Origin of the sequence: Streptomyces sp. Je 1-369, from assembly GCF_026810505.1 — a bacterium.
Lineage (GTDB): Bacteria > Actinomycetota > Actinomycetes > Streptomycetales > Streptomycetaceae > Streptomyces.
The window spans coordinates 5,204,498-5,229,987 of sequence record NZ_CP101750.1 but is presented as its reverse complement, the minus strand read 5'-3'; the positions used below and the strand labels follow the sequence as shown (position 1 = coordinate 5,229,987).

Here is a 25,490-nt window from a genome sequence, read left to right as displayed (position 1 = left end):
TGCGCCCCGCTAGTAGCGCGCGGCGAACGGCTGGTCGGTGCGGACGATGTCGCGGCCGAGCGGCAGCAGGGAGACGGGGATCAGCTTGAAGTTGGCGACGCCCAGGGGGATGCCGATGATCGTGACGCAGAGCAGGAGGCCCGTGACGATGTGGCCGATGGCGAGCCACCAGCCGGCGAGGACCAGCCACAGGACGTTGCCCACGCAGGACGCGGCGCCCGCGTCGCGGCGCTCGACCGTCGTGTAGCCGAAGGGCCACAGGGCATAGCGGCCGATGCGGAAGCTGGCCAGGCCGAACGGGATGCCGATGATGGTGATGCAGAGCAGTACGCCCGCCAGGAGGTACGCCAGGAACATCCAGAAGCCGCAGAGGACGAGCCATATGACGTTGAGGATTGTCTTCACTGTTGGCGACCTGCCATCTGCTCGAGTCGGGCGATGCGCTCCGCCATCGGCGGATGCGTGGAGAACATCTTGGACATGCCCTGTCCCGGACGGAAGGGGTTCGCGATCATCATGTGACTCGCTGTCTCGAGACGGGGCTCGGGCGGCAGCGGCAACTGCTTCGTCCCTGTTTCGAGTTTACGCAGCGCGCTGGCGAGGGCGAGGGGGTCGCCGGTGAGCTGCGCGCCGGACGCGTCGGCCTCGTACTCCCTGGAGCGGCTGATCGCGAGCTGGATGATGGAGGCCGCGAGCGGGCCGAGCAGCATGATCAGGAGCATCCCGAAGATGCCGGGCCCGTCGTTGTCGTTCGAGCGGCCGACAGGGATCAGCCAGGCGAAGTTGACCAGGAACATGATCACGGACGCGAGGGCGCCCGCGACCGAGGAGATCAGGATGTCCCGGTTGTAGACATGGCTGAGCTCGTGGCCGATGACTCCGCGCAGCTCGCGCTCGTCGAGGAGCCGCAGGATGCCGTCGGTGCAGCACACGGCCGCGTTGCGGGGGTTGCGGCCCGTCGCGAACGCGTTCGGCGCCTCTGTGGGCGAGATGTACAGGCGGGGCATGGGCTGGCGGGCCTGGGTGGAGAGCTCGCGGACCATGCGGTACAGCTCGGGGGCCTCGAATTCGCTCACCGGGCGGGCACGCATGGCGCGCAGGGCGAGCTTGTCGCTGTTCCAGTACGCGTACGCATTGGTGCCGAGCGCCACGAACAGCGCGACGATCAGGCCCGTACGCCCGAAGAAACTGCCGATGACAAGGATGAGCGCGGACAGTCCCCCGAGGAGTACGGCGGTCTTCAATCCGTTGTGCCGGCGGTGCACGGTACGCCCTCCTGGTGGTGCGTGGGGGAACCCTCTGCTGACTGGTGCTTCCACTGTTCAGTGGACCCTCCCGTACTGGTCAACGCCAGGCGGGGAGCACTAGTTCCCTTGTGCACGCAGGAGCGATGTAGGCCGCGCGGGTGATGGTCGCGCGCGCCTTGCCGCGGCCGGTCGCGGAGTGTGTCAGAAGAGGCCGGTGTCCGAGAACCTGAGGATCAGCTGGGGCGCTCCGGAGAGGGCGATGCCGAGGACCGCCGTGAGCGCGATGGCCGCGGTGAGCGGGGCGGGGACACGGTGCTCGACCGGCTCGCCCTTGGGGGCGCGGAACAGGAGCGCGGTCCACTGGAGGTAGTAGAAGAGCGCGATCACCACGTTCACGGCCATCACCACGGCGAGCCAGCCGAGGCCCGCGTCGACGGCGGCCGAGAAGACCGTGACCTTGGCGAAGAGGCCGATGATGCCGGGCGGCAGGCCGGCCAGGCAGAGCAGGAAGAAGCCGAGAACGAGGGCGGCAAGCGGCTTGCGGGCGTACAGCCCGCGGTAGTCGCTGACGCGGTTCAGGCGCCGCGTGCGGCCGACGAGGGCCGCCACGGCGAAGGCGCCGAGGTTCACGGCCGTGTACATCAGGGCGTAGGCGACGGTGGAACCGATGGCCTTCTCGGTGTCGGCGGTGTCGTCGGCGTATCCGGCGGCGGCGATCGGCACCAGGAGGTAGCCCGCTTGGCCGACCGACGACCAGGCAAGGAGACGCACCGCGCTGTACGCGCGCGTGGCCTGCTGGCGCAGGGCCGCCACGTTGCCCGCGGTCATGGTGAGTGCGGCCAGGACGGCGAGTGCCGGGCCCCAGACGTCCGCGTACGACGGGAAGGCGACGACGGTGACGAGGATGAGGCCGGTGAAGCCGACGGCCTTTCCGACGACCGAGAGGTAGGCGGCGACGGGCAGCGGCGCGCCTACGTAGGTGTCGGGCACCCAGAAGTGGAAGGGCACGGCCGCCACCTTGAAGGCGAAGCCGACGAGGGTGAGGGCGACGCCCGTCTGAGCGAGGGTGTGCAGCTGACCATCGACATTCTGGAGCTCTGTGGCGATGTCTGTGAGGTGCAGCGTGCCCGTGGCGGCGTACACGAAGCTGACGCCCATGAGGGTCACCGCGGTCGCGGTGACGGAGGAGAGGAAGAACTTCAGGGCCGCTTCGGAGGAGCGTTTGTCGCCCCGCTTGAGACCGACAAGGGCGAACGCCGGGAGGGAGGCCACTTCGAGGGCGACGATGAGCGTGGCGAGGTCCCGTGAGGCGGGCAGCAGGGCGGCGCCCGCCGCGGACGACAGCAGCAGGAACCAGTACTCCCCGGCGGGCAGTTCGTCGCCGGAGTCCTTGAGGGTGCTCATCGAGAGCAGGGCGGCGAGCAGGGCGCCGCCGAGGACGAGGAGCTGGATGACGAGAGTGAAGCGGTCGGCGGTGTAGCTGCACGCGTGCGTGCCGCCGCCGGTCAGGCAGAAGGTCGAACGGTCGTCGTTCAGGAGCGGCAGCAGGGCGAGCGCGGCCGCGGCGAGACCCGCCACGGAGATCCAGCCGAGGAGCGCCTTCTTGCCGTCCTTCACGAAGAGGTCGGCAACGAGCACGACGAGGCCGACGACCGCCGCGATGGTCGGCGGCGCGATCGCGAGCCAGTCGACGGACTGGACGAGGCTTGCGGCGCTTTCGGCGGCCACGGTCACGACTTGCCTCCAGTGAGGAGCTTCTGCACGGCCGGGTCGGTGAGGCCGAGGAGAGCCGCGGGCCAGAGTCCGGCGAGGACGGTGAGGGCGACGAGCGGGGTCCAGGCGGCGAACTCGTAACCGCGGACGTCGGCGAACTCGGGGACACGGGAGGGAGCGCGGGTGCCGGCGAGGGCCTTGGGCGCGGGTCCCTCGGCGAGCTTCCCGTGCGCGGCTTCGTCCGCGACCTCCCCGTGCGCGGGTTCATCGGCGAGCTTGCCGTGCGCGGGTTCATCGGCGAGCTTGCCGTGCGCGGGTTCCTCGGTCGTCCGCGGCATCGGGCCCATGCAGACGCGGCGTACGACGATGAGCATGTACGCGGCGGTGAGCAGAGTCCCGAAGGCGGCGATCGCCATGAAGGTGAGGAAGGCGGGACGGCTCAGGTCGGCCGCGGGCTCGAACGCGCCGAACAGCGCCAGCATTTCGCCCCAGAACCCGGCGAGGCCCGGCAGGCCGAGCGAGGCGACGGCGGCGAACGCGAGGAGTCCGCCGAGGCGGGGCGCCCTGCCGTAGAGCGCGGCGCCGGAGCCCTGCGCGAGGGTGTCGAGGTCGGTCGTGCCGGTGCGGTCCTTCAGCGCGCCGACGAGGAAGAAGAGCAGGCCGGTGATGAGGCCGTGGGCGATGTTGGCGAACAGGGCGCCGTTCACGCCGGTGGGGCTCATCGTCGAGATGCCGAGCAGGACGAAGCCAATGTGGCCGACGGACGAGTACGCGATGAGGCGCTTGAGGTCGCCCTTCGCGCCCTGCTTGGCGAGCGCGAGGCAGGCCAGGGATCCGTAGATGATGCCCACGACCGCGAAGGCGGCGAGGTACGGCGCGAACTCCCGCATTCCGTCCGGGGCGACAGGCAGGATGATCCGGACGAACCCGTACGTACCCATCTTCAGCATGACGCCGGCCAGCAGCACCGATCCGACGGTGGGCGCGGCGGTGTGGGCGTCGGGCAGCCAGCTGTGCAGCGGCCACATCGGCGTCTTGACCGCGAGCCCGATCCCGATCGCCAGAACCGCGATGACCTGCACGGATGTGGTCAGGTGCCGGCCGTTGTCAGTGGCGAGTGCCACCATGTCGAATGTGCCGGACTTGAGCCCGATGAGGAGCAGGCCCAGCAGCATGACGACGGAGCCGAGCAGTGTGTAGAGGATGAACTTCCAGGCGGCCTGGACCCGTTGCTCACCGCCCCAGCGGGCGATGAGGAAGTACATCGGGATGAGCACCATCTCGAACGCCAGGAAGAACAGCAGCAGATCGAGGACGGCGAAGGTCGCGAGGGTGCCGGACTCGAGCATGAGGATCAGTGCGACGAACGCCTTGGGGGAAGGCCCGGTCGGCATTTTGAAGTAGGAGTAGAGCGCGCAGAGGAAGGTCAGCAGCGCGGTCAGGACCAGAAGGGGGAGCGAGATGCCGTCGATGCCGAGATGGATGCGCACGTCGAGTGCGGGGATCCAGCTGATATCGGTCGTGGCCTGCATCTTCGACGGCTGGTCGTGGTCGAAGCCGAGCGCGAGGACGATCGCTGCGAGCAGGATCGCGCCGGTCACGACCACGCCGTGGCGCAGCACGGCCTGGTCGGGCGACTTTCCCTTCAGCCCGGGCGGGGCGGGCAGGAGAGCGGCCACAGCGCCGATGAGCGGGCCGACGACGATCAACGCCAGAAGAAACTGCATCACGGACTCACTGATACCGATCACGGCTGCTCACGCTCCGGCGGTGGCGACAAGGACGGCGGCGACGGCCAGGACGACCGTGCCTGCGAGCAGCGCGCTCAGGTAGGTCTGCACGTTGCCGGTCTGCGCGCGGCGGACGGCCGCGCCGAGCCAGCGGGGTGCGGTGCCGGCACCGCGCACGTACGTCTCGACGACCTCGCGGTCCAGAAAGCGGACCAGGCTCGCCGCGGCGCGGACGGGGCGCACGAACAGGGCGGTGTGGACGGCGTCGAGGTGGAAGCCGGCAGCCGCGTGCCGGTGCAGCGGGCCGAGCAGCAGACGGCCGGGGTCGGCCGGGTCCGGTGCCGAGGCGACGTCTCCGTACGCGAGCGTGTGGGTGGCGATGGCCTCCGCCTCGACCTGGGCGCCGTCGCCGTCCGGGGTCGCGGCGACCGCGCCCATGGGGACGCGGGCGGCGAGCGCCGTGGTGTGCCGCCACGCGCCGTAGGTGACCAGGGCACCGACGAGGGCGACGCCCGTGCCCAGGACGGAGGTGGTGAGCGTCGGGGCGAGCGAGTGGCCGTCGAACCAGTCCGGCAGGACGCCGACGGTCAGGCCGAAGACGAGTGAGGGGACTGCGAGCACCCAGAGCACGGCAGTCATCGCGAGGGGCTGGCGCCCATGGTCGGGGACCTGTGCTCCCCGGCCGTGGAAGGCGAGCAGCCACAGGCGCGTCGCGTAGGCAGCGGTGAGGAGGGCGGTGAGGAGACCGGCGACGAGGACGATCCAGCCCGCCGCGGTGGGCACGGACTCGGCGTGACCGGTGGCCGTGTGCTCGGCGGCGCCGAGCACCGCCTCCTTGGAGAAGAAGCCGCTGAACGGCGGGATCGCGGCGAGCGCGAGGAGCGCCACGGTCATCGTCCAGTACGCGTCGGGGATGCGGTCGCGCAGGCCGTCCATGCGGGACATGGCGGCCAGCGAGTTGGTGCCGGCGGCGTGGATGATCACGCCCGCCGCGAGGAACAGGAGCGCCTTGAAGGCGCCGTGCGACAGGAGGTGGAAGACGGCGGCACCGCGGTCGCCGACGGCGAGAGCGCCGGTCATGTAGCCGAGCTGACCGATCGTCGAGTACGCGAGGACGCGCTTGATGTCGTCCTGGGCGAGCGCGGCGAGGGCCGAGCCGGCCATGGTGACGGCGGCCATGACGGCGAGGACGACCAGGGCCGCGCCGGAGAGGGCGAAGACGGGGAGGAGCCGGGCCACGAAGTAGACACCGGCGGCGACCATCGTCGCGGCGTGGATCAGCGCGGAGACGGGCGTGGGGCCTGCCATCGCGTCGGGCAGCCAGGTGTGGAGCGGGAACTGCGCGGACTTGCCGGCGACGCCCGCGAGCAGCAGCAGGGCGATCAGCGTCGGGTGGTCCAGGCCGTTGTCCGCGACCGTCGACAGGATCGTCGTGATGCGGAAGGAGCCCGTGTCGGCGGCGAGCGCGAACAGGCCGATCAGGAAGGGGACGTCGCCGAGCTTGGTGACGAGGAAGGCCTTCAGGGAGGCGGCGCGCGCCTCGGGGGTCTCCCAGTAGTGGCCGACCAGGAAGTACGAGCAGATGCCCATGATCTCCCAGCCGACCAGGAGCACCATCAGGTCGCCGGAGTAGACGACGAGCAGCATCGCGGAGGTGAAGAGGGAGACGAGGGAGGCGTACGAGGGGTAGCGCGGGTCCTCGCGGAGGTAGCCCGTCGAGTAGATCTGCACGCACGACGCGACGACGCCGACCAGGACGGCGACGAGGGCGGCGAAGCCGTCGATGTGCAGGGCGAGCTCGATGGGGACCGAGCCGGTCGGGGTGAGTTCGGTGGCGGCGTCGACCGCAGCCGTGCCGCCGCCGGTGCCCCCGCCCTGACGGGCCGCCACGAGCACGGCGAGCAGGAGTGCCGTCAGCGTGGGCAGCACGGCAAGGGGGCGTACGAGACCGGGGATCCGTCGGCCGAGCAGCAGGCCCGCGGCCGCGCCAAGGAACGGAAGGAGGGGGACGAGGACGGCGAGGGTGGTCGTGGTCACGCGGTGGCCTCAGCCTTCTGCGCCGGTGCGGCCTCTTCGTCGGTGTCGCCGGTGTCGCCGGGATCGCCGTCGCTGTCGCCGGGGTCGTCGTCCGGGTGCTCGGCGGTGTCGCGGAGGTCGTCGACGGCGGAGCTGCCGCGGTTGCGGTAGACCGCCAGGACGATCGCGAGGCCGATGCCGATCTCGGCGGCGGCGATGGCGATGGTGAAGAGGGTCAGGGCCTGACCGGCGTGGAGGGAGTCGCGGAGCCAGACGTCGAAGGCGACGAGGTTGAGGTTGACGGCGTTGAGCATCAGCTCGACGGACATCAGGACCAGGATCGCGTTGCGCCGTGCGAGCACGCCGTACAGGCCCACGCAGAAGAGGAGGGCGGCCAGGACCGCGGGGTAGGCGAGGTGGAGGTGCATCAGTTGTTCTCCTCCTGGTCCTGGGAGCGGCCTCGGTTCTGGGTCCGTCCTCGGTTCTGGGCCTGCGACTGGTCCTGGGCGGTGCTCTTGCGGGACAGGACGATCGCGCCGACGAGGGCGGCGAGGAGGAGGACCGAGAGGGCTTCGAAGGGGAGCACCCAGTGCCGGAAGAGGATCGAGCCGGTCACGTCGGTGGAGCCCTGGGCCGCGCCGTCCAGGTCGATCACCGTGGTGCGGAACGCGTCCACGACGACCCAGACCAGGGCGGCCGCGGCGACGAGGGCCACCGCGAGCGCGACGGGGCGGTTGCCCGAATCGGCCTCCGGTGAGCGGCCGATGGGGGCCCTGGTGAGCATCAGTCCGAAGAGGAGGAGTACGACGACGGATCCGACGTAGATGAGGACCTGGACCCAGGCGATGAACTCGGCGGTCAGGAGGAGGTACTCGACGGCGAGCCCGCCGAGCGCGACCACCAGCCACAGCGCGGCGTGCACCAGCTGCCTCGTCGTGACCGTGATGACGGCCGCGCCGAGGGTGACGAGGCCGACCAGGAGGAAGGCGATCTCGACACCCGTCGGGGACAGGAAGCCCTGTGTTTCGGCGGCGCGTGTTCCGGAGGCGATCGTTTCGACGGCGATCGTTTCGGCGGCGATGTTCACGACGACTCCTCGCCCTTCGCCTCGGCTGCCCCAGCCACCTCAGCCGCGGCCAGTTTCTCGGCCGACTTGCGGGCGGCGGCGAGTTCCTTCGGCTCCTCGGCTGCGGGGTCCAGGGCGGGTGGGGTGGGGACGGTCCACATCCACTCGCGGAGCTTGTCGCGCTCGTGGGTGAGTTCGTGGATGTCGGTCTCGGCGTACTCGAACTCCGGCGACCAGAACAGCGCGTCGAAGGGGCAGACCTCGATGCAGATACCGCAGTACATGCAGAGGGCGAAGTCGATGGCGAAGCGGTCCAGGACGTTGCGGCTGCGCTCGCGTCCGCCGGGGGCGGCGGGCGGCACCGTCTCCTTGTGGGAGTCGATGTAGATGCACCAGTCGGGGCATTCACGGGCGCAGAGCATGCAGACCGTGCAGTTCTCCTCGAAGAGGCCGATGACGCCGCGGGTGCGGGGCGGCAGTTCGGGCTGGTGCTCGGGGTACTGCTCGGTGACGGTCTTCTTCGTCATCGTGCGCAGGGTGACGGCGAGGCCCTTGGCGAGGCCCGAGCCTGGGATCGGGGGCATCAGTTGATCGCCACCTTCACGATTCCGGTGAGCGCGATCTGCGCGAGGGCGAGCGGGACGAGGAGGGTCCAGGAGAGCTTCTGGAGCTGGTCCTCGCGGAGACGGGGGTAGGACACGCGCAGCCAGATCACGACGAAGGCGAGGACGGCCGTCTTGAGCAGGGTCCAGACCCAGCCGAAGCCGTCGGCGCCCCACGGTCCGTGCCAGCCGCCGAGGAAGAGGACGGTGGTCAGACCGCACAGGACGACGATTCCCGCGTACTCGGCGAGGAGGAAGAGGGCGAAGCGCAGGCCCGTGTACTCGGTGTAGGCGCCGAAGATGATCTCGGAGTCGGCGACCGGCATGTCGAAGGGCGGGCGCTGGAGTTCGGCGAGGCCCGCGATGAAGAAGACGAGCGCGCCGACGATCTGCCAGGGCAGCCACCACCACTCGAAGGCGTCGACGATGCCGGGCAGTGAGACCGTGCCCGAGGCCATCGCGACCGAGGCGGCGGCGAGCAGCATCGGAAGCTCGTACGCGAGGAGCTGGGCGGCGGTACGGAGGCCGCCGAGGAGGGAGAACTTGTTGGCGCTGGCCCAGCCGGCCATGAGGGAGCCGAGTACGCCGACGCCCATCACCGCGAGCACGAAGAAGATGCCCGCGTCGATGACCTCGCCGACCGCGCCCTCGTCGGGGCCGATCGGGATGGCGATCAGGACGAGGAGGTAGGGCAGCAGGGCGATGGCGGGCGCGAGTTGGAAGACTCGGCGGTCGGCCGCGGCGGGGACGACGTCTTCCTTCTGGGCGAATTTGACGCCGTCGGCGACGAGTTGCGCCCAGCCGTGGAAGCCCCCCGCGTGCATCGGGCCGAGGCGACCCTGCATGTGGGCCATGACCTTGTGCTCGGTCTGGCCGATGACGAGGGGGAGGACCAGGAACACGGCGAAGACGATGACGAGGCGCAGGGCGACGTCGAGGGCGTCGTTCACTCGGTGCCTCCGGTATTTCCGGTGTCGCCGGAGTCCGCGGTGTCGGCGGTGTCCGCGGATTTCCCGGTGCCGCCGGAGTCCGCGGATTTCCCGGTGTCGGCGGTGTCCTTGGGGTTTTCGGTTTCCCCGGTACGGGGGGTGTCTGGCTTCGTCGTGGGCTTCGGCTGGTCCGAGGGCTCGAACGCCGGGCGGGCGTGGTGCCACGGGGCGTCGGACTTCGGTTCGGGGGCGGCCTTCGGAGCGGGGGGCTCTTGTTGCGTGGTTGCCGGTTGGGGGGTTTCCGGTTCCGGGGTTTCCCGTTCCGAGGTTTCCGGTTCCGAGGTTTCCGGTTCCGGGGTTGCCGCTCGTTGGGATGCCGAACCCTGGCTCGCGCTGCGTGCGCGGCGCGGGGGGCGGGCCGGGGCGTCCGGCTGTTGTGCCTCGGTGGGCACTGTGCCGGGCTGCGTGTCCGGGGTCGCCGGGACCTCCGGAGTCACCGGAGATTCCGGGGTCCCCGTGGGCTGCGCTTCGGGGGCCGTCTGGCTTGCCGAGCCCTGGCTGACCGAGCGGGTTCTGCGGGGCGGGCGTTCGCCTGCACCCGCACGGCCTGCGGCGCCCGCACCCGCACCCGCACCCGCCGCGCGTCCCGCGCCGCGGGCCGGGCGGGCCGGGGCCGCGGGGAGCTGGCCCTTGAGCGGGCCCCACTCGTTCGGGTCGGGGACGCCGGGCGGCAGCATCTGGCGGCGCTTGGGGCCGCCGTGCTCCGACTCGCCCGGCTCCTTGGCGCCCGGCCAGGCCTTCGCTACCCGCGCCGCGAGTACGAAGTCCTTGCGGAGGGGGTGGCCTTCGAAGGTGTCGGGCAGGAGGAGCGGGGTCAGTCCGGGGTGGCCCTCAAACATGACGCCGAACATCTCGTGGGTCTCGCGCTCGTGCCAGGCGGCGCCCGCGTACACGTCGACCGCGGAGGCGAGTACCGGGGCGTCGTGCGCGACGGTCGTACGGACGAGGAGGCGGCGTACGGGAGCGAGGGCGACCACGTGGGCGGCGACGCGGAAGCCCGTGCCCGGTTCGTCGACCGCGCTGAGCCAGTCGAAGTAGGTGCAGGTGAGGGTGGTGCGGGCGGTCTCCAGGGCCGTGGTCCAGGAGGCCGCGGGGACGTCGACCGTCAGGACGTCGTACGACTCCTCGGCCGTCGCCTCCGCACCGAAGAGCTCCTCGACGAGGCTCGGCAGCCAGCCGGTCATGCCGTGGCCTCCCCCGGCGCGGGCGGCTGTACGAGGCCGCTCTGGAGTACGGCTGCCGAGGGGCGGGCGCCGGAACCGTTCGCGTACCGCTCCCCCAGCGACTCCCGCGCGATCTTCTCCTGAAGTTTGAGGATGCCCTGGAGCAGCGCCTCGGGGCGGGGCGGGCACCCGGGGACGTACACGTCGACGGGGATGATCTGGTCGACGCCCTTGGTGACGGAGTACGAGTCCCAGTAGGGGCCGCCGCAGTTGGAGCAGGCGCCGAAGGAGATGACGTACTTCGGTTCGGGCATCTGCTCGTACAGGCGCTTCACGGCGGGTGCCATCTTGTCCGTGACCGTGCCGGACACGACCATCAGGTCGGCCTGGCGTGGCCCGGGCGCGAAGGGGATGACACCGAGCCGGATGAAGTCGTGCCGCGCCATGGACGCGGCGATGAACTCGATGGCGCAGCAGGCGAGGCCGAAGTTGAAGACCCAGAGGGAGTACCGGCGGCCCCAGTTGAGGACCACCTTCATCGGTTCGGGGGCCAGCCGGGCGAGCGCGCCCAGCCTCTTCGGCTCGGGAAGCAGCACGGGTTGCGAAGCGGGTTGCGAAGCGGGTTGCGGCACAGGCTGCGAAGCGGATTGCGCAGCGGGCTGCGGCACGGGCTGCCCGTCGGTGTCCGGGGTCACGTCCACGTCAGGACGCCCTTCTTGTATGCGTACAGCAGGCCCACGGCGAGGAAGCCGAGGAAGATGAACATCTCCACGAGCGTCGTCGCGCCGTAGCCGGGCGCGGCGAAGATCGTCGCCCAGGGGAAGAGGAAGATCGAGTCGACGGCGAAGATCACGTAGAGGAACGCGTAGACGTAGTAGCGGACCTGGGTGTGGGCCCAGCCCTCGCCGACGGGGTCGACGCCGCACTCGTACGTCAGGAGTTTCTCCGGGGTGGGCACCACCGGGCGCAGCAACCGCCCCGCGCCGAAGGCCACTGCGACGAACAGCACGCCGACGACGGCGAGCAGTCCGACGACGGAGTACGACTGGTAGTAGCTCGCCGCGACGTTCGTCACGTGCACGTCAGCCCCTCACTCCCTGAACTCCTTGACCTTCCTGGCCCTTTTCGACGATCTGTACGCACGGGAGTCTAGGGCCTGCTAAAGGTTCAGTAAGCAGAGCGTCACGCATTCGGTAAGCAGGGCGTCACGTCGCGGTCGCCCTCGGGTGGGGTTATCCCCCGGCCGTCCGGGCGGCCGCCCTCATGGCGTCGCGGCGGCGGGCCGGGCACCCTAGCGCGTATGACCGCACGCACCACGCCTTTGCACGACGACCGGCCGCCGCCCGCGCGCTTCGCGTACGACACGTACACCTGGAAGGAGATCGTCCACCTCCTGGTGAACCTGCCGATGGGCATCGTCGCCTTCGTCTACACGGTGAGCGTGCTGTCCGTCGGCATCGGTCTGACCGTGACCGTGGTCGGCCTGCCGCTGCTCGCGCTGGCGCTGCTCGGCGCGCGCGTCCTGGGCAGGGCCGAGCGGGCGCGGGCCAGGAAACTGCTGGGCGTACGGGTCGACGAGCCGAGTCCGATGCCGGGAGAGCGGGGGCAGAGTCTTCTCGGGCGGCTGTGGTCGAACCTGAAGGACCCGGTGGGCTGGCGCACCATGCTGTACGGGTTCATCCGGCTGCCCTGGGGCGTGCTGACCTTCGCCGTCGTCGCCGTCGGGCTCTTCGTGCTCTGGCCGGTGCTGCCCTTCATCGTGCGCGGGCTCACCAACGCGGACCGGGCGATGGTGCGCGGCCTGCTCTCCCCCTCCGACGAATTGGAGCGGCGGATCGCCGAACTGGAGTCCGACCGGGGCGTGGTCGTGGACACCGCCGCCGCCGACCTGCGCCGCATCGAGCGCGATCTGCACGACGGCGCGCAGGCCCGCCTCGTCGCCCTCGCCATGGGACTCGGCCTCGCCAAGGAGAAGCTCCTCGAGGACCCCGACGCCGCGGCCTCCATGGTCGACGAGGCGCACGGCGAGGTGAAACTGGCCTTGCAGGAACTGCGCGACCTGGCCCGCGGCATCCACCCCGCCGTCCTCACCGACCGCGGCCTGAACGCCGCCCTCTCCTCGGTCGCCTCGCGCTGCACCGTGCCGGTCAAGGTGGCCGCCGACCTGCCCGCGCGCCCGGCGGCGGCCATCGAGGGCATCGCGTACTTCACGGTCTCCGAGCTGCTGCAGAACATCAGCAAGCACAGCGGGGCGAGGAGCGCGAGCGTCGACGTCTGGCGCGCGGACGAACGGCTGCTCATCCAGGTGTGGGACGACGGGCGTGGCGGGGCGCGGCTCGACGGCGGCACGGGCATGTCGGGGCTCGCCGACCGGCTCGGCGCGGTGGACGGGCTCTTCGTGATCGAGTCGCCCGAGGGCGGTCCCACGACGATCACGGCGGAGCTGCCGTGGCGCGACCGCTCGACGGACGCGGCGCCCGGCCTCCGCAAGTGACGGGTGCCGCCGCTGACCCTCACGGGTCCCGGAGGTAGGGAAAACCCCCGGTTCAAGACGCCGACCGGCTCCATGGCCCGGGGCCGGCGCAGCGGCGAGTCTGTAACCACGGCAACCACGGCAACCACGGCGGACAGGCAGCCGTGAAACACGAAACACCACGGGCCCAGGCCCAGCTCAGGCTCGCACATACGGACGCAGAAACGGACGGCAGCGATGGCCACGGATTACGGACAGGGGTACACGCACATGGACCGGCCGGACTTCCGGGGAACCGACGTCGAGGAGCGGCGGCGCCACCGGCTGCCCGCAGGACTGCGCGCCCCCATCGAGGCCCGCACCTGGCGGGAGTTCGGCTACACCATGCTGAGCCTGCCGATCGGCATCACGTCCTTCGTCTTCGCCGTCACCATGCTCTCGCTCGGCGTGGGCCTGCTGATCACCTTCATCGGCATCCCGGTGCTCGCGGCCGCCCTCGCGGGTTGCCGCGGCATCGGCGCCCTGGAACGGACGCGGGCGCGCGGCCTGCTCGGCGTGGACGTCGCCGCGCCGGAGCCGCTGCGTCCCAACGGCCGCGGTCCGATGGCGCTCGTGGGCGCGGTCCTCAAGAGCGGTGCGTCCTGGCGGCACGTCCTCTACTCGCTGCTGATGCTGCCGTGGTCGGTCTTCTCGTTCACGGTGGCGATCATCTTCTGGGCGTACGGCTGGGTGATGCTCACGTATCCGCTGTGGTTCTGGCTCTTCCCGATGTACGGAGGACAGGACGGCATCCAGCTGTACGGCGGGGACGACGGGCACCGCATCTACCTCGACAACCCCTTCGAGATCGGCATCACCGCCGCGACGGGCCTCCTCATCACGCTGGCCACTCCGTGGATCCTGCGGGCGCTGACGACCGTGGACCGCGTGATGGTGTACGGGCTGCTCGGCCCCTCGCGGCTCGCGACCCGCGTCGTCGAGCTGGAGTCGGACCGTGGCGTGGTCGTGGACACCGCCGCCGCCGACCTGCGCCGCATCGAGCGCGATCTGCACGACGGCGCGCAGGCCCGCCTCGTCGCCCTCGCCATGGATCTGGGCCTGGCCAAGGAGAAGCTGTCCGAGGACCCGGAGGCGGCGGCGCGCATGGTCGACGAGGCGCACGGCGAGGTGAAGGTGGCCTTGCAGGAGCTGCGTGATCTGGCCCGCGGCATCCACCCCGCCGTCCTCACCGACCGCGGCCTGGACGCCGCCCTCTCCTCGCTGGCGGCCCGCTGCACGGTGCCGGTCCAGGTGGAGGTGGACCTGACGAGCCGCCCGGCGGCGGCCATCGAGGGCATCGCGTACTTCACGGTCTCCGAGTTGCTGCAGAACATCAGCAAGCACAGCCGTGCCAGGGCCGCGGGCGTCGACGTCTGGCGCGCCGAGAACCGGCTGATGCTCCAGGTGACCGACAACGGGACGGGCGGCGCCGACGTGTCGGCGGGCTCCGGCCTCGCGGGGCTCGCGGAGCGGCTCGACGCGGTCGACGGGATCCTGGTCGTCGACTCGCCGGTGGGCGGCCCGACGACGATCACGGCGGAACTGCCGTGGCGCCAGGCCTGAGGGGGTCGGCCGCTGGCCCCGAGTGCGGCGCTGAGCCCCGCCTTCGCCTCGCCGCACTCCTGAGGCCTCGCCCCACCCCGCCCCGCCCCGCCGCACTCCTGAGCTGAGCCCCGCCCTGCCTCGCCCCGCCTCGCCCCGCCTCGTCCTGAGCTAAGTCCCCCTCGCCCCCCGCCCCCGGTACGTACCCCCACCGGGGGCGGCCCCCTGCCCCGGCGGCAAGGGAGCAGTCCGGCGAGCGGGCCGGTGGGTCGCGGCGGATCGCGCGATACTGAGGTGCCAAGTGTTCGGCGCCAAGCGGTCGGCGCCACGTGTCCGGCCGGCAACACCGCCGACGGCCGGACGCGGACCAGACAAGCGCGCCGGGGGGCCAAAAGTGCCCGGGGGCCAGAAAAAGTGCCGGGGGGCCAAAAAGTGGAGGACAAAGTGCGGGTGGTCATCGCCGAGGATTCAGTGCTGCTCAGGGAGGGCCTGACCCGGTTGCTGACCGACCGCGGGCACGATGTGGTCGCCGGGGTGGGAGACGCCGACGCCCTGATCAAGACGATCACCGAGCTGGCCGCGCAGGACACGCTGCCGGACGTGGTCGTCGCCGACGTGCGGATGCCGCCGACCCACACCGACGAAGGCGTGCGCGCCGCCGTGTATCTGCGGCATCAGCACCCCGGCCTCGGGGTCCTGGTCCTTTCGCAGTACGTCGAGGAGCAGTACGCCACCGAACTGCTCGCCGGTTCGAGCCGTGGTGTGGGCTATCTGCTCAAGGACCGCGTCGCCGAGGTGCGGGAGTTCGTCGACGCCGTGGTGCGCGTGGCGGACGGCGGCACGGCGCTCGACCCGGAGGTCGTGGCGCAGCTCCTCGGCCGCAGCCGCAAGCAAGATGTGCTCGCGGGGCTTACTCCGCGCGAACGCGAGGTACTCGGCCTCATGGCCGAAGGCCGGACCAACTCGGCGGTCGCCCGGCAGCTCGTGGTGAGCGACGGCGCCGTCGAGAAGCACGTGAGCAACATCTTCCTGAAGCTCGGGCTCTCCCCGAGCGACGGGGATCACCGCCGCGTGCTCGCGGTCCTCACCTATCTCAACTCATGAACAACTGACACCCTGTCAGGTAGACGGGAGCCGGCGGAAGGCGCCGGTCCGGGGCTGTGGCCACAGCCCCGGTCGGGCGTCACTGGAGCCCCGGTCGGGTGCCGTCGGACCCCTTGCCAGGGCCATCGAGGGGCGCCTTCGGACACGCCCGGGACCCGACGGGACATCACCGTAGGCACGAGCGCGACCAGCGGAATCAGGAGTGGAATCAGGAGCGGGATCAGGGGAAGCCACGGAGAGTGACCGAACGTCGCAGGCAGCCGGAGTCGGCCGGAAGCAGGCCCCAGGGACGCAAGTCCTAGAACCAAAGGATGAGCGGGGAGCGTCATCCATGACGGACCGGGGGGCGAGGCGAACCATGGCAAACCAGCGCAACACGGTGTCTCAGAAGTACATCCATCATGCGAACAACCCCAGGAAGGCGACCCTTACAGACGTAGGGTGGACCTTGGGAGCGCCGGTCGTCCCGGCGATCCGCTCAGTCGCCTCGAGGGAGGTCCAGTTCAGTGACCAGCCAGGTCAGTAGCCAAGCCGAGCAGGCCGACGGAGCTGTCGTCGGAGAGCAACGCAAGCCCGCAGGTGACAAGGACGTGCGGCGTCTGGACCGGGTCATCATCCGCTTCGCGGGCGACTCCGGTGACGGTATGCAGCTCACGGGTGACCGGTTCACCTCGGAGACCGCGTCCTTCGGCAACGACCTGTCGACGCTGCCGAACTTCCCCGCCGAGATCCGCGCGCCCGCAGGAACACTGCCGGGCGTGTCGTCTTTTCAGCTGCACTTCGCCGACCACGACATCCTGACGCCGGGCGACGCCCCGAACGTACTGGTGGCGATGAACCCGGCGGCGCTGAAGGCGAACATCGGTGACGTGCCGCGCGGCGCCGAGGTCATCGTGAACACCGACGAGTTCTCCAAGCGCGCCATGCAGAAGGTCGGCTACGCCACCTCCCCGCTGGAGGACGGCTCCCTGGACGGCTACAGCGTGCACCCGGTGCCGCTGACCACGCTGACCGTGGAGGCCCTCAAGGAATTCGACCTCTCCCGCAAGGACGCGGGGCGCTCGAAGAACATGTTCGCGCTCGGACTCCTTTCGTGGATGTACCACCGGCCGACCGAGGGAACCGAGAAGTTCCTTCGAGCCAAGTTCGCCAAGCGCCCGGAGATCGCCGAGGCGAACATCGCGGCGTTCCACGCGGGGTGGAACTTCGGCGAGACCACCGAGGACTTCGCGGTCTCCTACGAAGTCGCCCCCGCCTCCCACGCGTTCGCGACCGGCACCTACCGCAACATCTCCGGCAACCTGGCACTGTCGTACGGTCTGATCGCGGCGGGCCGGCAGGCGGATCTGCCGCTCTACCTGGGCAGTTACCCGATCACTCCCGCCTCGGACATCCTGCACGAGCTCTCCAAGCACAAGAACTTCGGCGTGCGGACCTTCCAGGCCGAGGACGAGATCGCGGGCATCGGCGCGGCCCTGGGCGCCGCGTTCGGCGGATCGCTCGCGGTGACGACGACGTCGGGCCCCGGTGTGGCGCTCAAGTCGGAGACCATCGGCCTGGCCGTCAGCCTCGAACTGCCGCTGCTGGTCGTGGACATCCAGCGCGGCGGGCCGAGTACGGGCCTGCCGACGAAGACCGAGCAGGCCGACCTGCTCCAGGCGATGTTCGGGCGCAACGGCGAGGCGCCGGTGCCGATCGTGGCGCCGAAGACCCCGGCGGACTGCTTCGACGCGGCGCTGGAGGCGGCCCGGATCGCGGTGACGTACCGGACACCGGTGTTCCTCCTTTCCGACGGCTACCTCGCCAACGGCTCGGAGCCCTGGCGCATCCCCGAGGTCGACGAACTGCCCGACCTGCGGGTTCAGTTCGCTTCGGGCACCAATCACACCGAGGCCGACGGCAGCGAGGTCTTCTGGCCGTACAAGCGCGATCCGCAGACCCTGGCCCGCCCGTGGGCGATCCCGGGCACGCCGGGTCTGGAGCACCGCATCGGCGGCATCGAGAAGCAGGACGGCACGGGCAACATCTCGTACGACCCAGCCAACCACGACTTCATGGTCCGGACCCGCCAGGCCAAGATCGACGGGATCGCCGTACCCGACCTGGAGGTCGACGACGCGGGCGGGGACGCCGACACGCTGGTCCTCGGCTGGGGTTCGACGTACGGGCCGATCACCGCGGCCGTCCGGCGGCTGCGTGCCGCGGGTGAGTCCATCGCGCAGGCCCATCTGCGCCACCTCAACCCGTTCCCGCGGAATCTGGGCGACGTCCTCGCGCGTTACGACAAGGTGGTGATCCCCGAGATGAACCTCGGGCAGCTCGCCACGCTGATCCGGGCGCGATATCTGGTGGACGCAGTCTCGTACAACCAGGTCAACGGAATGCCGTTCAAGGCCGAGCAGCTCGCCACGGCTCTCAAGGAGGCCATCGATGGCTGACATGAAAACGGCCGGGCCGGAGGGGACCGGGAGCACGATCGAAGCGCTTTCCCTGGTGCCCAAGGCCGAGGCCCAGCAGTCCATGAAGGACTTCAAGTCCGACCAGGAGGTGCGCTGGTGCCCCGGCTGCGGTGACTACGCCGTGCTTGCCGCGGTGCAGAGCTTCATGCCGCAGCTGGGTCTGGCGAAGGAGAACATCGTCTTCGTCTCGGGCATCGGCTGCTCCTCCCGCTTCCCGTACTACATGAACACGTACGGGATGCACTCCATCCACGGCCGCGCCCCGGCCATCGCCACCGGCCTCGCGTCGTCGCGGCGGGATCTGAGCGTGTGGGTGGTCACCGGTGACGGTGACGCGCTGTCCATCGGCGGCAACCACCTGATCCACGCCCTGCGCCGCAACGTGAACCTGAAGATCCTGCTGTTCAACAACCGGATCTACGGCCTCACCAAGGGGCAGTACAGCCCCACATCGGAAGTCGGCAAGATCACGAAGTCGACGCCGATGGGTTCCCTGGACGCGCCCTTCAACCCGGTCTCGCTGGCCATCGGCGCCGAGGCGTCGTTCGTGGCGCGCACGGTGGACTCCGACCGCAAGCACCTCACCGAGGTGCTGCGCGAGGCCGCCGAGCACCCCGGCACCGCCCTGGTGGAGATCTACCAGAACTGCAACATCTTCAACGACGGCGCCTTCGAGGTCCTCAAGGACAAGCAGCAGGCGGAGGAGGCGGTGATCCGCCTCGAGCACGGGCAGCCGATCCGCTTCGGCACCGAAGGCTCGAAGGGTGTCGTACGCGACACGGTGACCGGTGACCTCAAGGTCGTCGCCGTCACACCGGAGAACGAGGGCGACGTCCTGGTCCACGACGCGCACTCCACGTCGCCGACCACGGCGTTCGCCCTCTCCCGGCTCGCCGATCCGGACACGCTGCACCACACGCCGATCGGCGTCTTCCGCAACGTCGAACGGCCGGTCTACGACACGCTCATGGCCGACCAGCTCGACACCGCCATCGAGCAGAACGGCAAGGGCGACCTGGCCGCGCTGCTCGCCGGCGGCGACACGTGGACAGTCGTCGGCTAGTCCGGCCTTCTCTTGTGTGTTCTCTTGCGCGAGGCCCGGTCCTGATCCTCAGGACCGGGCCTCGTCGTATGCCTGGCGCGCCTTCTGTACATCGCCCATGCGCCGGTCGGTCCAGGCCGAGAGGGCCCTGACCTGCGCTGCCGCCTCGCGGCCGAGGTCCGTGAGGGAGTAGTCGACCCGGGGTGGGATGACCGGTTTGGCGTCGCGGTGCACGATGCCGTCGCGCTCCAAGGTCTGCAGGGTCTGCGCCAGCATTTTCTCGCTGACGCGGCCGATGTGCCGTCGCAGCTCACTGAACCGGTACGAGCGCTCCTCCAGGGCCAGCAGGACGAGGACGCCCCACCGGCTCGTCACATGCTCCAGAACGAGCCGGTGGGGACACATTTCCTCGCCCGCGACCCTCCACGTGCTTACGTCCATGCCAGTACCTTACTTCAAAGTGGGTACTTTCGAATAGTTAGCGCTGTAGCTAGCGTGGGTGGCAGACCACACCGAAGAGTCACTCACCAGGAGCTTTCAGACATGAGCATCGTCGTCACCGGAGCCACCGGAAACCTCGGCCGTCTCGTCATCGAGGGGCTGCTCGCCACCCGGGTCCCCGCCGGGGACATCGCGGCCGTCGTACGCGACAAGGGCAAGGCCGCCGACCTCGCCGAGCGCGGCATCGAGCTGCGAATCGCCGACTACAGCGTCCCCGAGACTCTGGAGGGCGTCTTCGCCGCCGGTGACCGGGTCCTGATGATCTCCGGCAGCGAGGTCGGGCAGCGCGTGCCGCAGCACCGCGCGGTGGTCGACGCGGCGAGCACGGCGGGCGTCGCGCTCCTCGCCTACACGGGCGTCCTCGGCGGCCCCGACGCCGACTTCGAGCTGGCGGCCGAGCACAAGGTGACCGAGCAGCTCATCCTCGACTCCGGCCTGCCCTACACGTTCCTGCGCAACGGCTGGTACCACGAGAACTACACCGAGCACCTCGCCCCGGTCCTTGAGCACGGCGCCGTCGTCGCCTCCGCGGGCGAGGGCCGAGTCGCCTCCGCCTCCCGCGCCGACTACGCGGCGGCCGCCGTCGCCGTCCTGACCGGCGACGGCCACGAGAACAAGGTGTACGAGCTGAGCGGCGACGTCGCCTGGAGCTTCGCCGAGTACGCCGCTGAGGTCGCGACCCAGACCGGCCTGGACATCTCGTACGCGAACGTCCCCGCCGAGCAGCACCTCGCCGTGCTGACCGGCGCCGGGCTGCCGGAGCCGCTGGCCGCGGTCCTCGTCGACGTGGACGCGGCCGTCGCGCGGGGCCGGCTGGCCGGGACGACCGGTGAACTGGCCCGGCTCATCGGCCGCCCGACGACGCCCCTTTCCGAAGCCATCTCGGCGGCGCTCGAAGGCCTGAACCGCCGGTCATGACTGTCTCCCATTTACGGGCATGACAGGCGGGGGCTCGCGGCGCTACCGTCAGTGCGGCAGCAGCGGGACTGCCGTGCATCGAGGAGGAGCCGTGGACAGCGGAGCAGCCGGGACGTCGGCAAAGAACGAGCAGCGCGCCGGGCTGCTGAACGGCTTCGCCGCCTACGGGATGTGGGGCCTTGTCCCCCTCTTCTGGCCGCTCCTCAAACCGGCCGGCGCCGTCGAGATCCTCGCCCACCGGATGGCCTGGTCCCTCGTGGTGGTCGGCATCGCACTGCTCTTCATACGCCGCTGGGACTGGGCGCGCGAGTTGCTCCGCCAGCCGCGCAGGCTGGGCCTGGTGACGATCGCCGCGGCGGTCATCACCGTCAACTGGGGCGTCTACATCTGGTCCGTGAACTCCGGTCACGTCGTCGAAGCCTCCCTCGGCTACTTCATCAACCCGCTGGTCACCATCGCCATGGGCGTCCTGCTCCTCGGCGAGCGGCTGCGCCCGCTGCAGTGGACGGCGGTCGGCGTCGGGTTCGCCGCGGTGCTCGTCCTCGCGTTCGGGTACGGCCAGCTGCCGTGGATCTCCCTCTGCCTCGCCTTCACCTTCGCGACGTACGGCCTGGTGAAGAAGAAGGTCAACCTCGGCGGCCTGGAGTCCCTCGCCGCCGAGACCGCCGTCCAGTTCCTGCCGGCCGTCGCCTACCTGATGTGGCTCGCCACGCAGGGCGACATCGTCTTCGGCACGGAAGGTGCGGGGCACGCGGCGCTGCTCGCGGCGACCGGCGTGGTGACCGCGGCGCCCCTGGTCTGCTTCGGAGCGGCGGCGATCCGTGTACCGCTCTCCACGCTGGGACTCCTCCAATACCTCGCTCCCGTCTTCCAGTTCCTGCTCGGCATCCTGTACTTCCACGAAGCCATGCCGCCCGAGCGCTGGGCCGGCTTCGCCCTGGTCTGGCTCGCCCTCTCCCTCCTGACCTGGGACGCCCTACGCACGGCCCGCCGAAACGCGTCACGCCTTGCGGCGGCACGGGTGGCGGCAACGGGGGTTGAGGCGGGGGGTTCCCTGGAGCAGGGGGGTTCCCTGGAGCAGGGGGGTTCCCTGGGGCAGGGGGGTTCCCTGGGGCAGGGTGATCGCGGGGAGCGGGACGAGCGGGAGGCGGCGGTCTGAGGGTGGGGCGGGCTGCCGCGGAGTGCGGCGGGATCGCTTCGCTTGTAGAGGGTGGTGCGGGATGGTGGCCGGTGGTCGGTGGCCGGTGGCCGGTGGCCGGTGATCAGTGGCCGGTGATCAGTGGCCGGTGGTCGGTGGTCGGTGGTCGGTGGTCGGTGGTCGGTGGTCGGTGGTCAGCCGACTATGCCGCTCGGGCCCCCGGTGAGACCGGGGCAGGGGGTGGGGTCGGGGCAGGGGGTTGGGTCGGGGCAGAGGCCGGGACCAGGGCGCGCTGAGCGGACAGGGACGCGGATATCACCCAGAGCAGGGTCAGGTCGACGCCCAGCTCCACCACCGCTGCGAACTGGTCCATCGTGAACTTGAATATCTGGCCGATGAACATGTCCGCGAGCAGCGCCGCCTGGAAGAGCCGGAAGGCCGTCGCCCGGTCGCTGCGCAGGCGTATCAGTCCGATGATTCCCAGGACGGCCGACACCACTTCGGTGAGCGCGACCGCAAGGTGAGCGCCCGGCTGCGGTTCCCGCGCCAGTTGTCCGCCGAAGAGGTCCACGGACATCCAGACGGAGAACAGCAGCGCTTCGGTCAGCAGGCAGAGCACGGCCAGAGCGAGCACAATCCGTGTCCGTGCCAGCCACCTCAGCGCACGCCCCACGCCGGACGCCCACCTCCGCCACCACGCGTGAACCGCGGGCGGACGCTCGGGGACGGCGGCGATCAGCCGCGCGAGAGCCGCGTCCAGCTCGCGGTCCGAGCCCTCGACAAGTCGCAGTGCAGCCCGGCGCTGCTCGGCCGTGAGCCCGTCGGCAACACCGGCCAGAGCGAGGTCGGCGGCGTGCACGGAGCGCTGTCGCGCGTCGAGGCCGGTGGCCCGAGTGGCCCGGCGGCGTATGAGGTGGGTGAGGAGGAGCAGCAACGCGAAGCTCAAGTAGATGATCCCGGCGGCCGGTTCATAGAAGTAACCCGGCTCGTCCGTGATCTGTTTGCCGACCTCGTCGATGAAGAGTCCGAAGCCGATACCGCCGATGAAGGCGCCGACAATCCGGGACGCTCTGCCGAGGAAGCCCAGCGTGAGCAGGATCGCCGCCATCATCAGCAGGCCACCCCACAGCATGTGGGCGATGTGCAGCGGGCTGCCGCCGCCCCCGCCCAGCTGTGGATAGCCCGCCTGAGCGAGGAAGGCTCGGGTGACGAGGACCGTGGCGATGCCGGTCAGCGCGAAGACGTTGACGTAGGTGGCCGCGTCTGCGGCGCGCACGAGTGATCGACTCCGCCTCATGGCCTGCTCCCCCCCCCTTCCCTCGATTTCAAGGTTCCGCGCAATCCCAGAGTGACGCCTGCGTCGCCGCCGCACGATCCGGGATCACCCCGAGCCAGCCCTCAAAGTCCCCCTAGGTGGCGGCAGTTTGGCGGCCGTACACGGCAAATGCGTGCACAGGGCCTACGTAACCGATATAACTGGTTACCATGTCCACCCTGCATTGGAAGCTCGTCATCGACGCCGCCGACCCACATGCCCAAGCCACCTTCTGGGCTGACACGTTGGGCTACGAGATCGAGGACAACAGCGCACTGATCGAGCGCCTGCTCGACCTCGGCGCCGCCCCCGAAGCCGCGACCCTCGAATTCCGCGGCCGCCGCGCCTGGCGGGACCTGATCGCAGTACGGCACCCCGACGACCCGTACGACGAGGGGAGCGGCACCGGCCTCGGCCGCCGGATCCTGTTCCAGCGCGTACCCGAGACCAAGACCGGCAAGAACCGGCTCCACCTCGACGTACACACCGAGCCGGGAAGCCGTGACGACGAGGTGGCCCGCCTCCAGGCGCTGGGCGCCGCCGTGGAGCAGCACGTCAAAGAGCCGGGAGGCGAGTGGGTGATCATGACGGACCCGGAGGGGAACGAGTTCTGCGTCCACTGAGTCCGCTCAGGCCGCTCAGGCCAGGCTTCTGAGGCCACTGACCGTTCATGGCAGCCGCCGCTCAAGGCGACGCCCCCGCCCGGCACGCCGGACCAGGAAGGCCGCCGCATGGCATCGCAGTCGCGCGCCCATCACCTCCTCCTGGGCGTCAGCGGTGTCTTTGCCGTGTTGTCCCTCGTCCTCGTACCGCTCACCCTGCCCCTCGGCTGGGACGAGACCGTCTACGCGAGCCGCTTCTCGCCGTACGCCCCCGCCACGCCGTTCAGCGCGCCCCGCACGCGGGGTGCGCCGTTCCTCATCGCACCGGTGGCCACCTGGAGCGACTCCGTCGTGCTGCTCAGGGTGTGGCTGACGCTGCTCGCAACGGCCGCTCTCTACCTGGGATTCCGCCCCTGGCTGCGGTTTCTGATCCGGCCGTCGGGGGCCGCGGTCGCCGCCGCGCTGTACGGCGGACTGTGGTTCGTGCTCTTCTACGCGAGCGCGGCAATGCCCAACCACTACACCGCCATGGGTGCCGTCGGGGCGGTCGGGCTCTTCCTCCGGGCACGCCAGTCCCCCGTGACCTGCGCCGGAGTCGCGGGTGGCCTCGCCCTTGCGACTCTGATGCGACCCAACGACGGAGTCGCCCTCGGCGCACCGCTCTTGGCCACCGCCCTGCTGGTGCCCGCCTGGCGGGGGTGGAGTCGCGTCCTTGCCGTGCTCGGCGGGCTCGCGGCGGGTGCGTTGCCGTGGATCGTCGAGGCGTACGTACGGTTCGGCGGAGTCCGCGAACGGCTGACGGAGGCAAGTGAGGTGCAGGGGGACCTGCGTCCCCTGCTCTCCGTGGTCCATCACCTCACCGTCATGGACGGGCCGCTGCTCTGCCGCCCTTGTGACAGCGACACCGTTCGTCCGCTCTCGGCGGAGTGGTGGTTCCTGCTGCCCCTACTGGTGGCGGTCGGGCTATGGAGTGCGCGCGGTGGTAGCCGGGGTGTGGGCGCCCCGAGGCGCGAGGCGCGCCAAGGCCCCCAGGGCAGGCCTCCGCAGCCAAGTAGCGCGGTCCTCCCCGGATGCCTGCTGGCCGCAGCCGTCGCTCTGTCCGTCGCCCTCCCCTACCTCGTCCTCGTCCCCTACGCCGCCCCGCGCTTCCTCGCCCCCACCCACGCCCTGCTCGCCCCGGCCGCGGCCCTCGGCGTGCTCGCCCTTGTCGACGTCGCCCGCGCGTCCCGTCGTCCACGTATCGGCCTCGTCGCCCTGGGGCTGGCCCTCGCCGGACACCTCACCGTCCAACTCCCCCTGGCCCACAGCAATGCCGGGATCCAGGCGGGCGCCCGCGGCGACTGGGCCCGTGTCGCCGAAGTCCTGCACGAGCACGGCGTCGGCGGAAAATCCCGCACAAGCACAAGCAGGGAATCCCGCACAGGCAGGGACTCCCACACAAGCGGGCAATCCCGCACAGGCAAGGACTCCCACACAGGCAGGGACTTCCGCGCAGGCGGGGGCCCCCGAAGCGGAACACACCCTCCCTGCGTCCTCCGCGGCAACACCTCGGTCATTCCCATCGCCTACGTCACCGGCTGCACCCCCGGCCGCCGCGGCACCCCACGCCGCCCCACCGCGCTCGTCCTGCGCGAAGCGGAACCGCCGGCCTGGGCCCGCTCATGGCCCCGCCACCGCGTGCCCGGCACCTACGCACCAGGGTGGGTCGTCCACGTACGCCCGTGAACGTCGGCACCACACGAGCAAGCGCACGTTATCCGGAACCCCGCGCCCGTTTTGCGGTCTTGACGTCACCACAGTCCCACCCGCACCATCAGGCAACTCCGAACTC

Annotated in this window: 23 protein-coding genes; 9 read left to right on the top strand and 14 right to left on the bottom strand. The window is 70.5% G+C overall.

The features are described 5' to 3' along the window. Positions 1-9 precede the first annotated feature (9 nt). The 12 genes from NOO62_RS23835 to NOO62_RS23780 form a co-directional block, all read right to left on the bottom strand. Entirely contained in the window at positions 10-405 is a 396-nt protein-coding gene (locus tag NOO62_RS23835; RefSeq protein ID WP_268772919.1) for a YccF domain-containing protein, read from the bottom strand. Next, positions 402-1,265: a zinc metalloprotease HtpX gene (htpX, locus tag NOO62_RS23830; protein ID WP_150185717.1), complete on the bottom strand. Its 864-nt coding sequence runs from the start codon at positions 1,263-1,265 to the stop codon at positions 402-404. Before htpX ends, NOO62_RS23835 begins: the two co-directional genes overlap by 4 nt. Positions 1,266-1,448: 183 nt before the next feature. Then, positions 1,449-2,981, bottom strand: a complete 1,533-nt coding sequence (locus NOO62_RS23825; RefSeq protein ID WP_268772918.1) for an NADH-quinone oxidoreductase subunit N — start codon at positions 2,979-2,981, stop codon at positions 1,449-1,451. Further along, positions 2,978-4,687 (bottom strand): NADH-quinone oxidoreductase subunit M, encoded by a 1,710-nt coding sequence (locus tag NOO62_RS23820; RefSeq protein ID WP_268772917.1) that lies wholly within the window; start codon positions 4,685-4,687, stop codon positions 2,978-2,980. Before NOO62_RS23820 ends, NOO62_RS23825 begins: the two co-directional genes overlap by 4 nt. Positions 4,688-4,717: 30 nt before the next feature. Continuing rightward, positions 4,718-6,727, bottom strand: a complete 2,010-nt coding sequence (locus NOO62_RS23815; RefSeq protein WP_268772916.1) for an NADH-quinone oxidoreductase subunit L — start codon at positions 6,725-6,727, stop codon at positions 4,718-4,720. Continuing rightward, on the bottom strand, positions 6,724-7,134 hold the full coding sequence (gene nuoK / locus NOO62_RS23810; protein WP_268772915.1) for an NADH-quinone oxidoreductase subunit NuoK: 411 nt from the start codon (positions 7,132-7,134) through the stop codon (positions 6,724-6,726). Before nuoK ends, NOO62_RS23815 begins: the two co-directional genes overlap by 4 nt. Continuing rightward, on the bottom strand, positions 7,134-7,793 hold the full coding sequence (locus tag NOO62_RS23805; RefSeq protein ID WP_414930871.1) for an NADH-quinone oxidoreductase subunit J: 660 nt from the start codon (positions 7,791-7,793) through the stop codon (positions 7,134-7,136). The genes nuoK and NOO62_RS23805 overlap by 1 nt, the downstream gene beginning before the upstream one ends. Beyond that, complete coding sequence (locus NOO62_RS23800) at positions 7,790-8,356, bottom strand: NuoI/complex I 23 kDa subunit family protein (RefSeq protein ID WP_268772914.1); 567 nt, start codon at positions 8,354-8,356, stop codon at positions 7,790-7,792. The genes NOO62_RS23805 and NOO62_RS23800 overlap by 4 nt, the downstream gene beginning before the upstream one ends. Then, positions 8,356-9,324 carry a complex I subunit 1/NuoH family protein gene (locus NOO62_RS23795; RefSeq protein WP_268772913.1) on the bottom strand — a complete coding sequence of 323 codons (969 nt, stop codon included), beginning with the start codon at positions 9,322-9,324 and terminating at the stop codon, positions 8,356-8,358. The genes NOO62_RS23800 and NOO62_RS23795 overlap by 1 nt, the downstream gene beginning before the upstream one ends. Beyond that, positions 9,321-10,547, bottom strand: a complete 1,227-nt coding sequence (locus tag NOO62_RS23790; RefSeq protein WP_268772912.1) for an NADH-quinone oxidoreductase subunit C — start codon at positions 10,545-10,547, stop codon at positions 9,321-9,323. Before NOO62_RS23790 ends, NOO62_RS23795 begins: the two co-directional genes overlap by 4 nt. After that, on the bottom strand, positions 10,544-11,158 hold the full coding sequence (locus tag NOO62_RS23785; RefSeq protein ID WP_321170655.1) for an NADH-quinone oxidoreductase subunit B family protein: 615 nt from the start codon (positions 11,156-11,158) through the stop codon (positions 10,544-10,546). The genes NOO62_RS23790 and NOO62_RS23785 overlap by 4 nt, the downstream gene beginning before the upstream one ends. 59 nt (positions 11,159-11,217) lie before the next feature. After that, entirely contained in the window at positions 11,218-11,607 is a 390-nt protein-coding gene (locus NOO62_RS23780; protein WP_150171008.1) for an NADH-quinone oxidoreductase subunit A, read from the bottom strand. 219 nt (positions 11,608-11,826) lie between these two features. Here NOO62_RS23780 and NOO62_RS23775 point away from each other — a divergent pair, with 219 nt between their 5' ends. The 5 genes from NOO62_RS23775 to NOO62_RS23755 all read left to right on the top strand — a co-directional run bounded on the left by NOO62_RS23775 (position 11,827) and on the right by NOO62_RS23755 (position 19,206). After that, positions 11,827-13,020, top strand: a complete 1,194-nt coding sequence (locus tag NOO62_RS23775; protein WP_268772911.1) for a sensor histidine kinase — start codon at positions 11,827-11,829, stop codon at positions 13,018-13,020. Positions 13,021-13,236: 216 nt separating this feature from the next. Continuing rightward, on the top strand, positions 13,237-14,601 hold the full coding sequence (locus NOO62_RS23770) for a sensor histidine kinase (RefSeq protein WP_268772910.1): 1,365 nt from the start codon (positions 13,237-13,239) through the stop codon (positions 14,599-14,601). Between the two features lie 423 nt (positions 14,602-15,024). Next, the gene (locus NOO62_RS23765) at positions 15,025-15,684 is read left to right on the top strand and encodes a response regulator transcription factor (protein ID WP_321170654.1); all 660 of its coding nucleotides are present in this window, start codon (positions 15,025-15,027) and stop codon (positions 15,682-15,684) included. A gap of 506 nt (positions 15,685-16,190) precedes the next feature. Then, the gene (locus NOO62_RS23760; protein ID WP_268772908.1) at positions 16,191-18,122 is read left to right on the top strand and encodes a 2-oxoacid:acceptor oxidoreductase subunit alpha; all 1,932 of its coding nucleotides are present in this window, start codon (positions 16,191-16,193) and stop codon (positions 18,120-18,122) included. 1 nt (position 18,123) lies between these two features. After that, positions 18,124-19,206 (top strand): 2-oxoacid:ferredoxin oxidoreductase subunit beta, encoded by a 1,083-nt coding sequence (locus NOO62_RS23755; protein ID WP_398977421.1) that lies wholly within the window; start codon positions 18,124-18,126, stop codon positions 19,204-19,206. Between the two features lie 48 nt (positions 19,207-19,254). On the opposite strand, the gene NOO62_RS23750 is transcribed toward NOO62_RS23755, so the two are convergent. Beyond that, on the bottom strand, positions 19,255-19,626 hold the full coding sequence (locus NOO62_RS23750; RefSeq protein ID WP_268772906.1) for a winged helix-turn-helix transcriptional regulator: 372 nt from the start codon (positions 19,624-19,626) through the stop codon (positions 19,255-19,257). 102 nt (positions 19,627-19,728) lie between these two features. Here NOO62_RS23750 and NOO62_RS23745 point away from each other — a divergent pair, with 102 nt between their 5' ends. After that, on the top strand, positions 19,729-20,604 hold the full coding sequence (locus NOO62_RS23745; RefSeq protein WP_268772905.1) for an SDR family oxidoreductase: 876 nt from the start codon (positions 19,729-19,731) through the stop codon (positions 20,602-20,604). Positions 20,605-20,773: 169 nt separating this feature from the next. Continuing rightward, entirely contained in the window at positions 20,774-21,763 is a 990-nt protein-coding gene (gene rarD, locus NOO62_RS23740) for an EamA family transporter RarD (RefSeq protein WP_414931007.1), read from the top strand. A 181-nt stretch (positions 21,764-21,944) separates the two neighbouring features. Here the strand turns inward: rarD and NOO62_RS23735 are convergent, their stop codons facing one another. Next, positions 21,945-23,018: a hypothetical protein gene (locus NOO62_RS23735; RefSeq protein ID WP_268772903.1), complete on the bottom strand. Its 1,074-nt coding sequence runs from the start codon at positions 23,016-23,018 to the stop codon at positions 21,945-21,947. Between the two features lie 209 nt (positions 23,019-23,227). On the opposite strand from NOO62_RS23735, the gene NOO62_RS23730 reads away from it, so the two are divergent. Beyond that, a complete protein-coding gene (locus NOO62_RS23730; protein ID WP_268772902.1) occupies positions 23,228-23,680 on the top strand; it encodes a VOC family protein in 453 nt (150 codons plus the stop codon). A gap of 108 nt (positions 23,681-23,788) precedes the next feature. Continuing rightward, the gene (locus tag NOO62_RS23725; RefSeq protein ID WP_268772901.1) at positions 23,789-25,384 is read left to right on the top strand and encodes an ArnT family glycosyltransferase; all 1,596 of its coding nucleotides are present in this window, start codon (positions 23,789-23,791) and stop codon (positions 25,382-25,384) included. Positions 25,385-25,490 lie beyond the last annotated feature (106 nt).

Coding starts and splice junctions, on each gene's coding strand:
- rarD (WP_414931007.1), top strand. CDS start 20,774: ATGTGGGGCCTTGTCCCCCTCTTCTGGCCGCTCCTCAAACCGGCCGGC.
- NOO62_RS23770 (WP_268772910.1), top strand. CDS start 13,237: ATGGCCACGGATTACGGACAGGGGTACACGCACATGGACCGGCCGGAC.
- NOO62_RS23800 (WP_268772914.1), bottom strand. CDS start 8,356: ATGCCCCCGATCCCAGGCTCGGGCCTCGCCAAGGGCCTCGCCGTCACC.
- nuoK (WP_268772915.1), bottom strand. CDS start 7,134: ATGCACCTCCACCTCGCCTACCCCGCGGTCCTGGCCGCCCTCCTCTTC.
- NOO62_RS23750 (WP_268772906.1), bottom strand. CDS start 19,626: ATGGACGTAAGCACGTGGAGGGTCGCGGGCGAGGAAATGTGTCCCCAC.
- NOO62_RS23745 (WP_268772905.1), top strand. CDS start 19,729: ATGAGCATCGTCGTCACCGGAGCCACCGGAAACCTCGGCCGTCTCGTC.
- NOO62_RS23725 (WP_268772901.1), top strand. CDS start 23,789: ATGGCATCGCAGTCGCGCGCCCATCACCTCCTCCTGGGCGTCAGCGGT.
- NOO62_RS23820 (WP_268772917.1), bottom strand. CDS start 4,687: ATGCAGTTTCTTCTGGCGTTGATCGTCGTCGGCCCGCTCATCGGCGCT.
- NOO62_RS23790 (WP_268772912.1), bottom strand. CDS start 10,547: ATGACCGGCTGGCTGCCGAGCCTCGTCGAGGAGCTCTTCGGTGCGGAG.
- NOO62_RS23755 (WP_398977421.1), top strand. CDS start 18,124: ATGAAAACGGCCGGGCCGGAGGGGACCGGGAGCACGATCGAAGCGCTT.
- NOO62_RS23730 (WP_268772902.1), top strand. CDS start 23,228: ATGTCCACCCTGCATTGGAAGCTCGTCATCGACGCCGCCGACCCACAT.
- NOO62_RS23775 (WP_268772911.1), top strand. CDS start 11,827: ATGACCGCACGCACCACGCCTTTGCACGACGACCGGCCGCCGCCCGCG.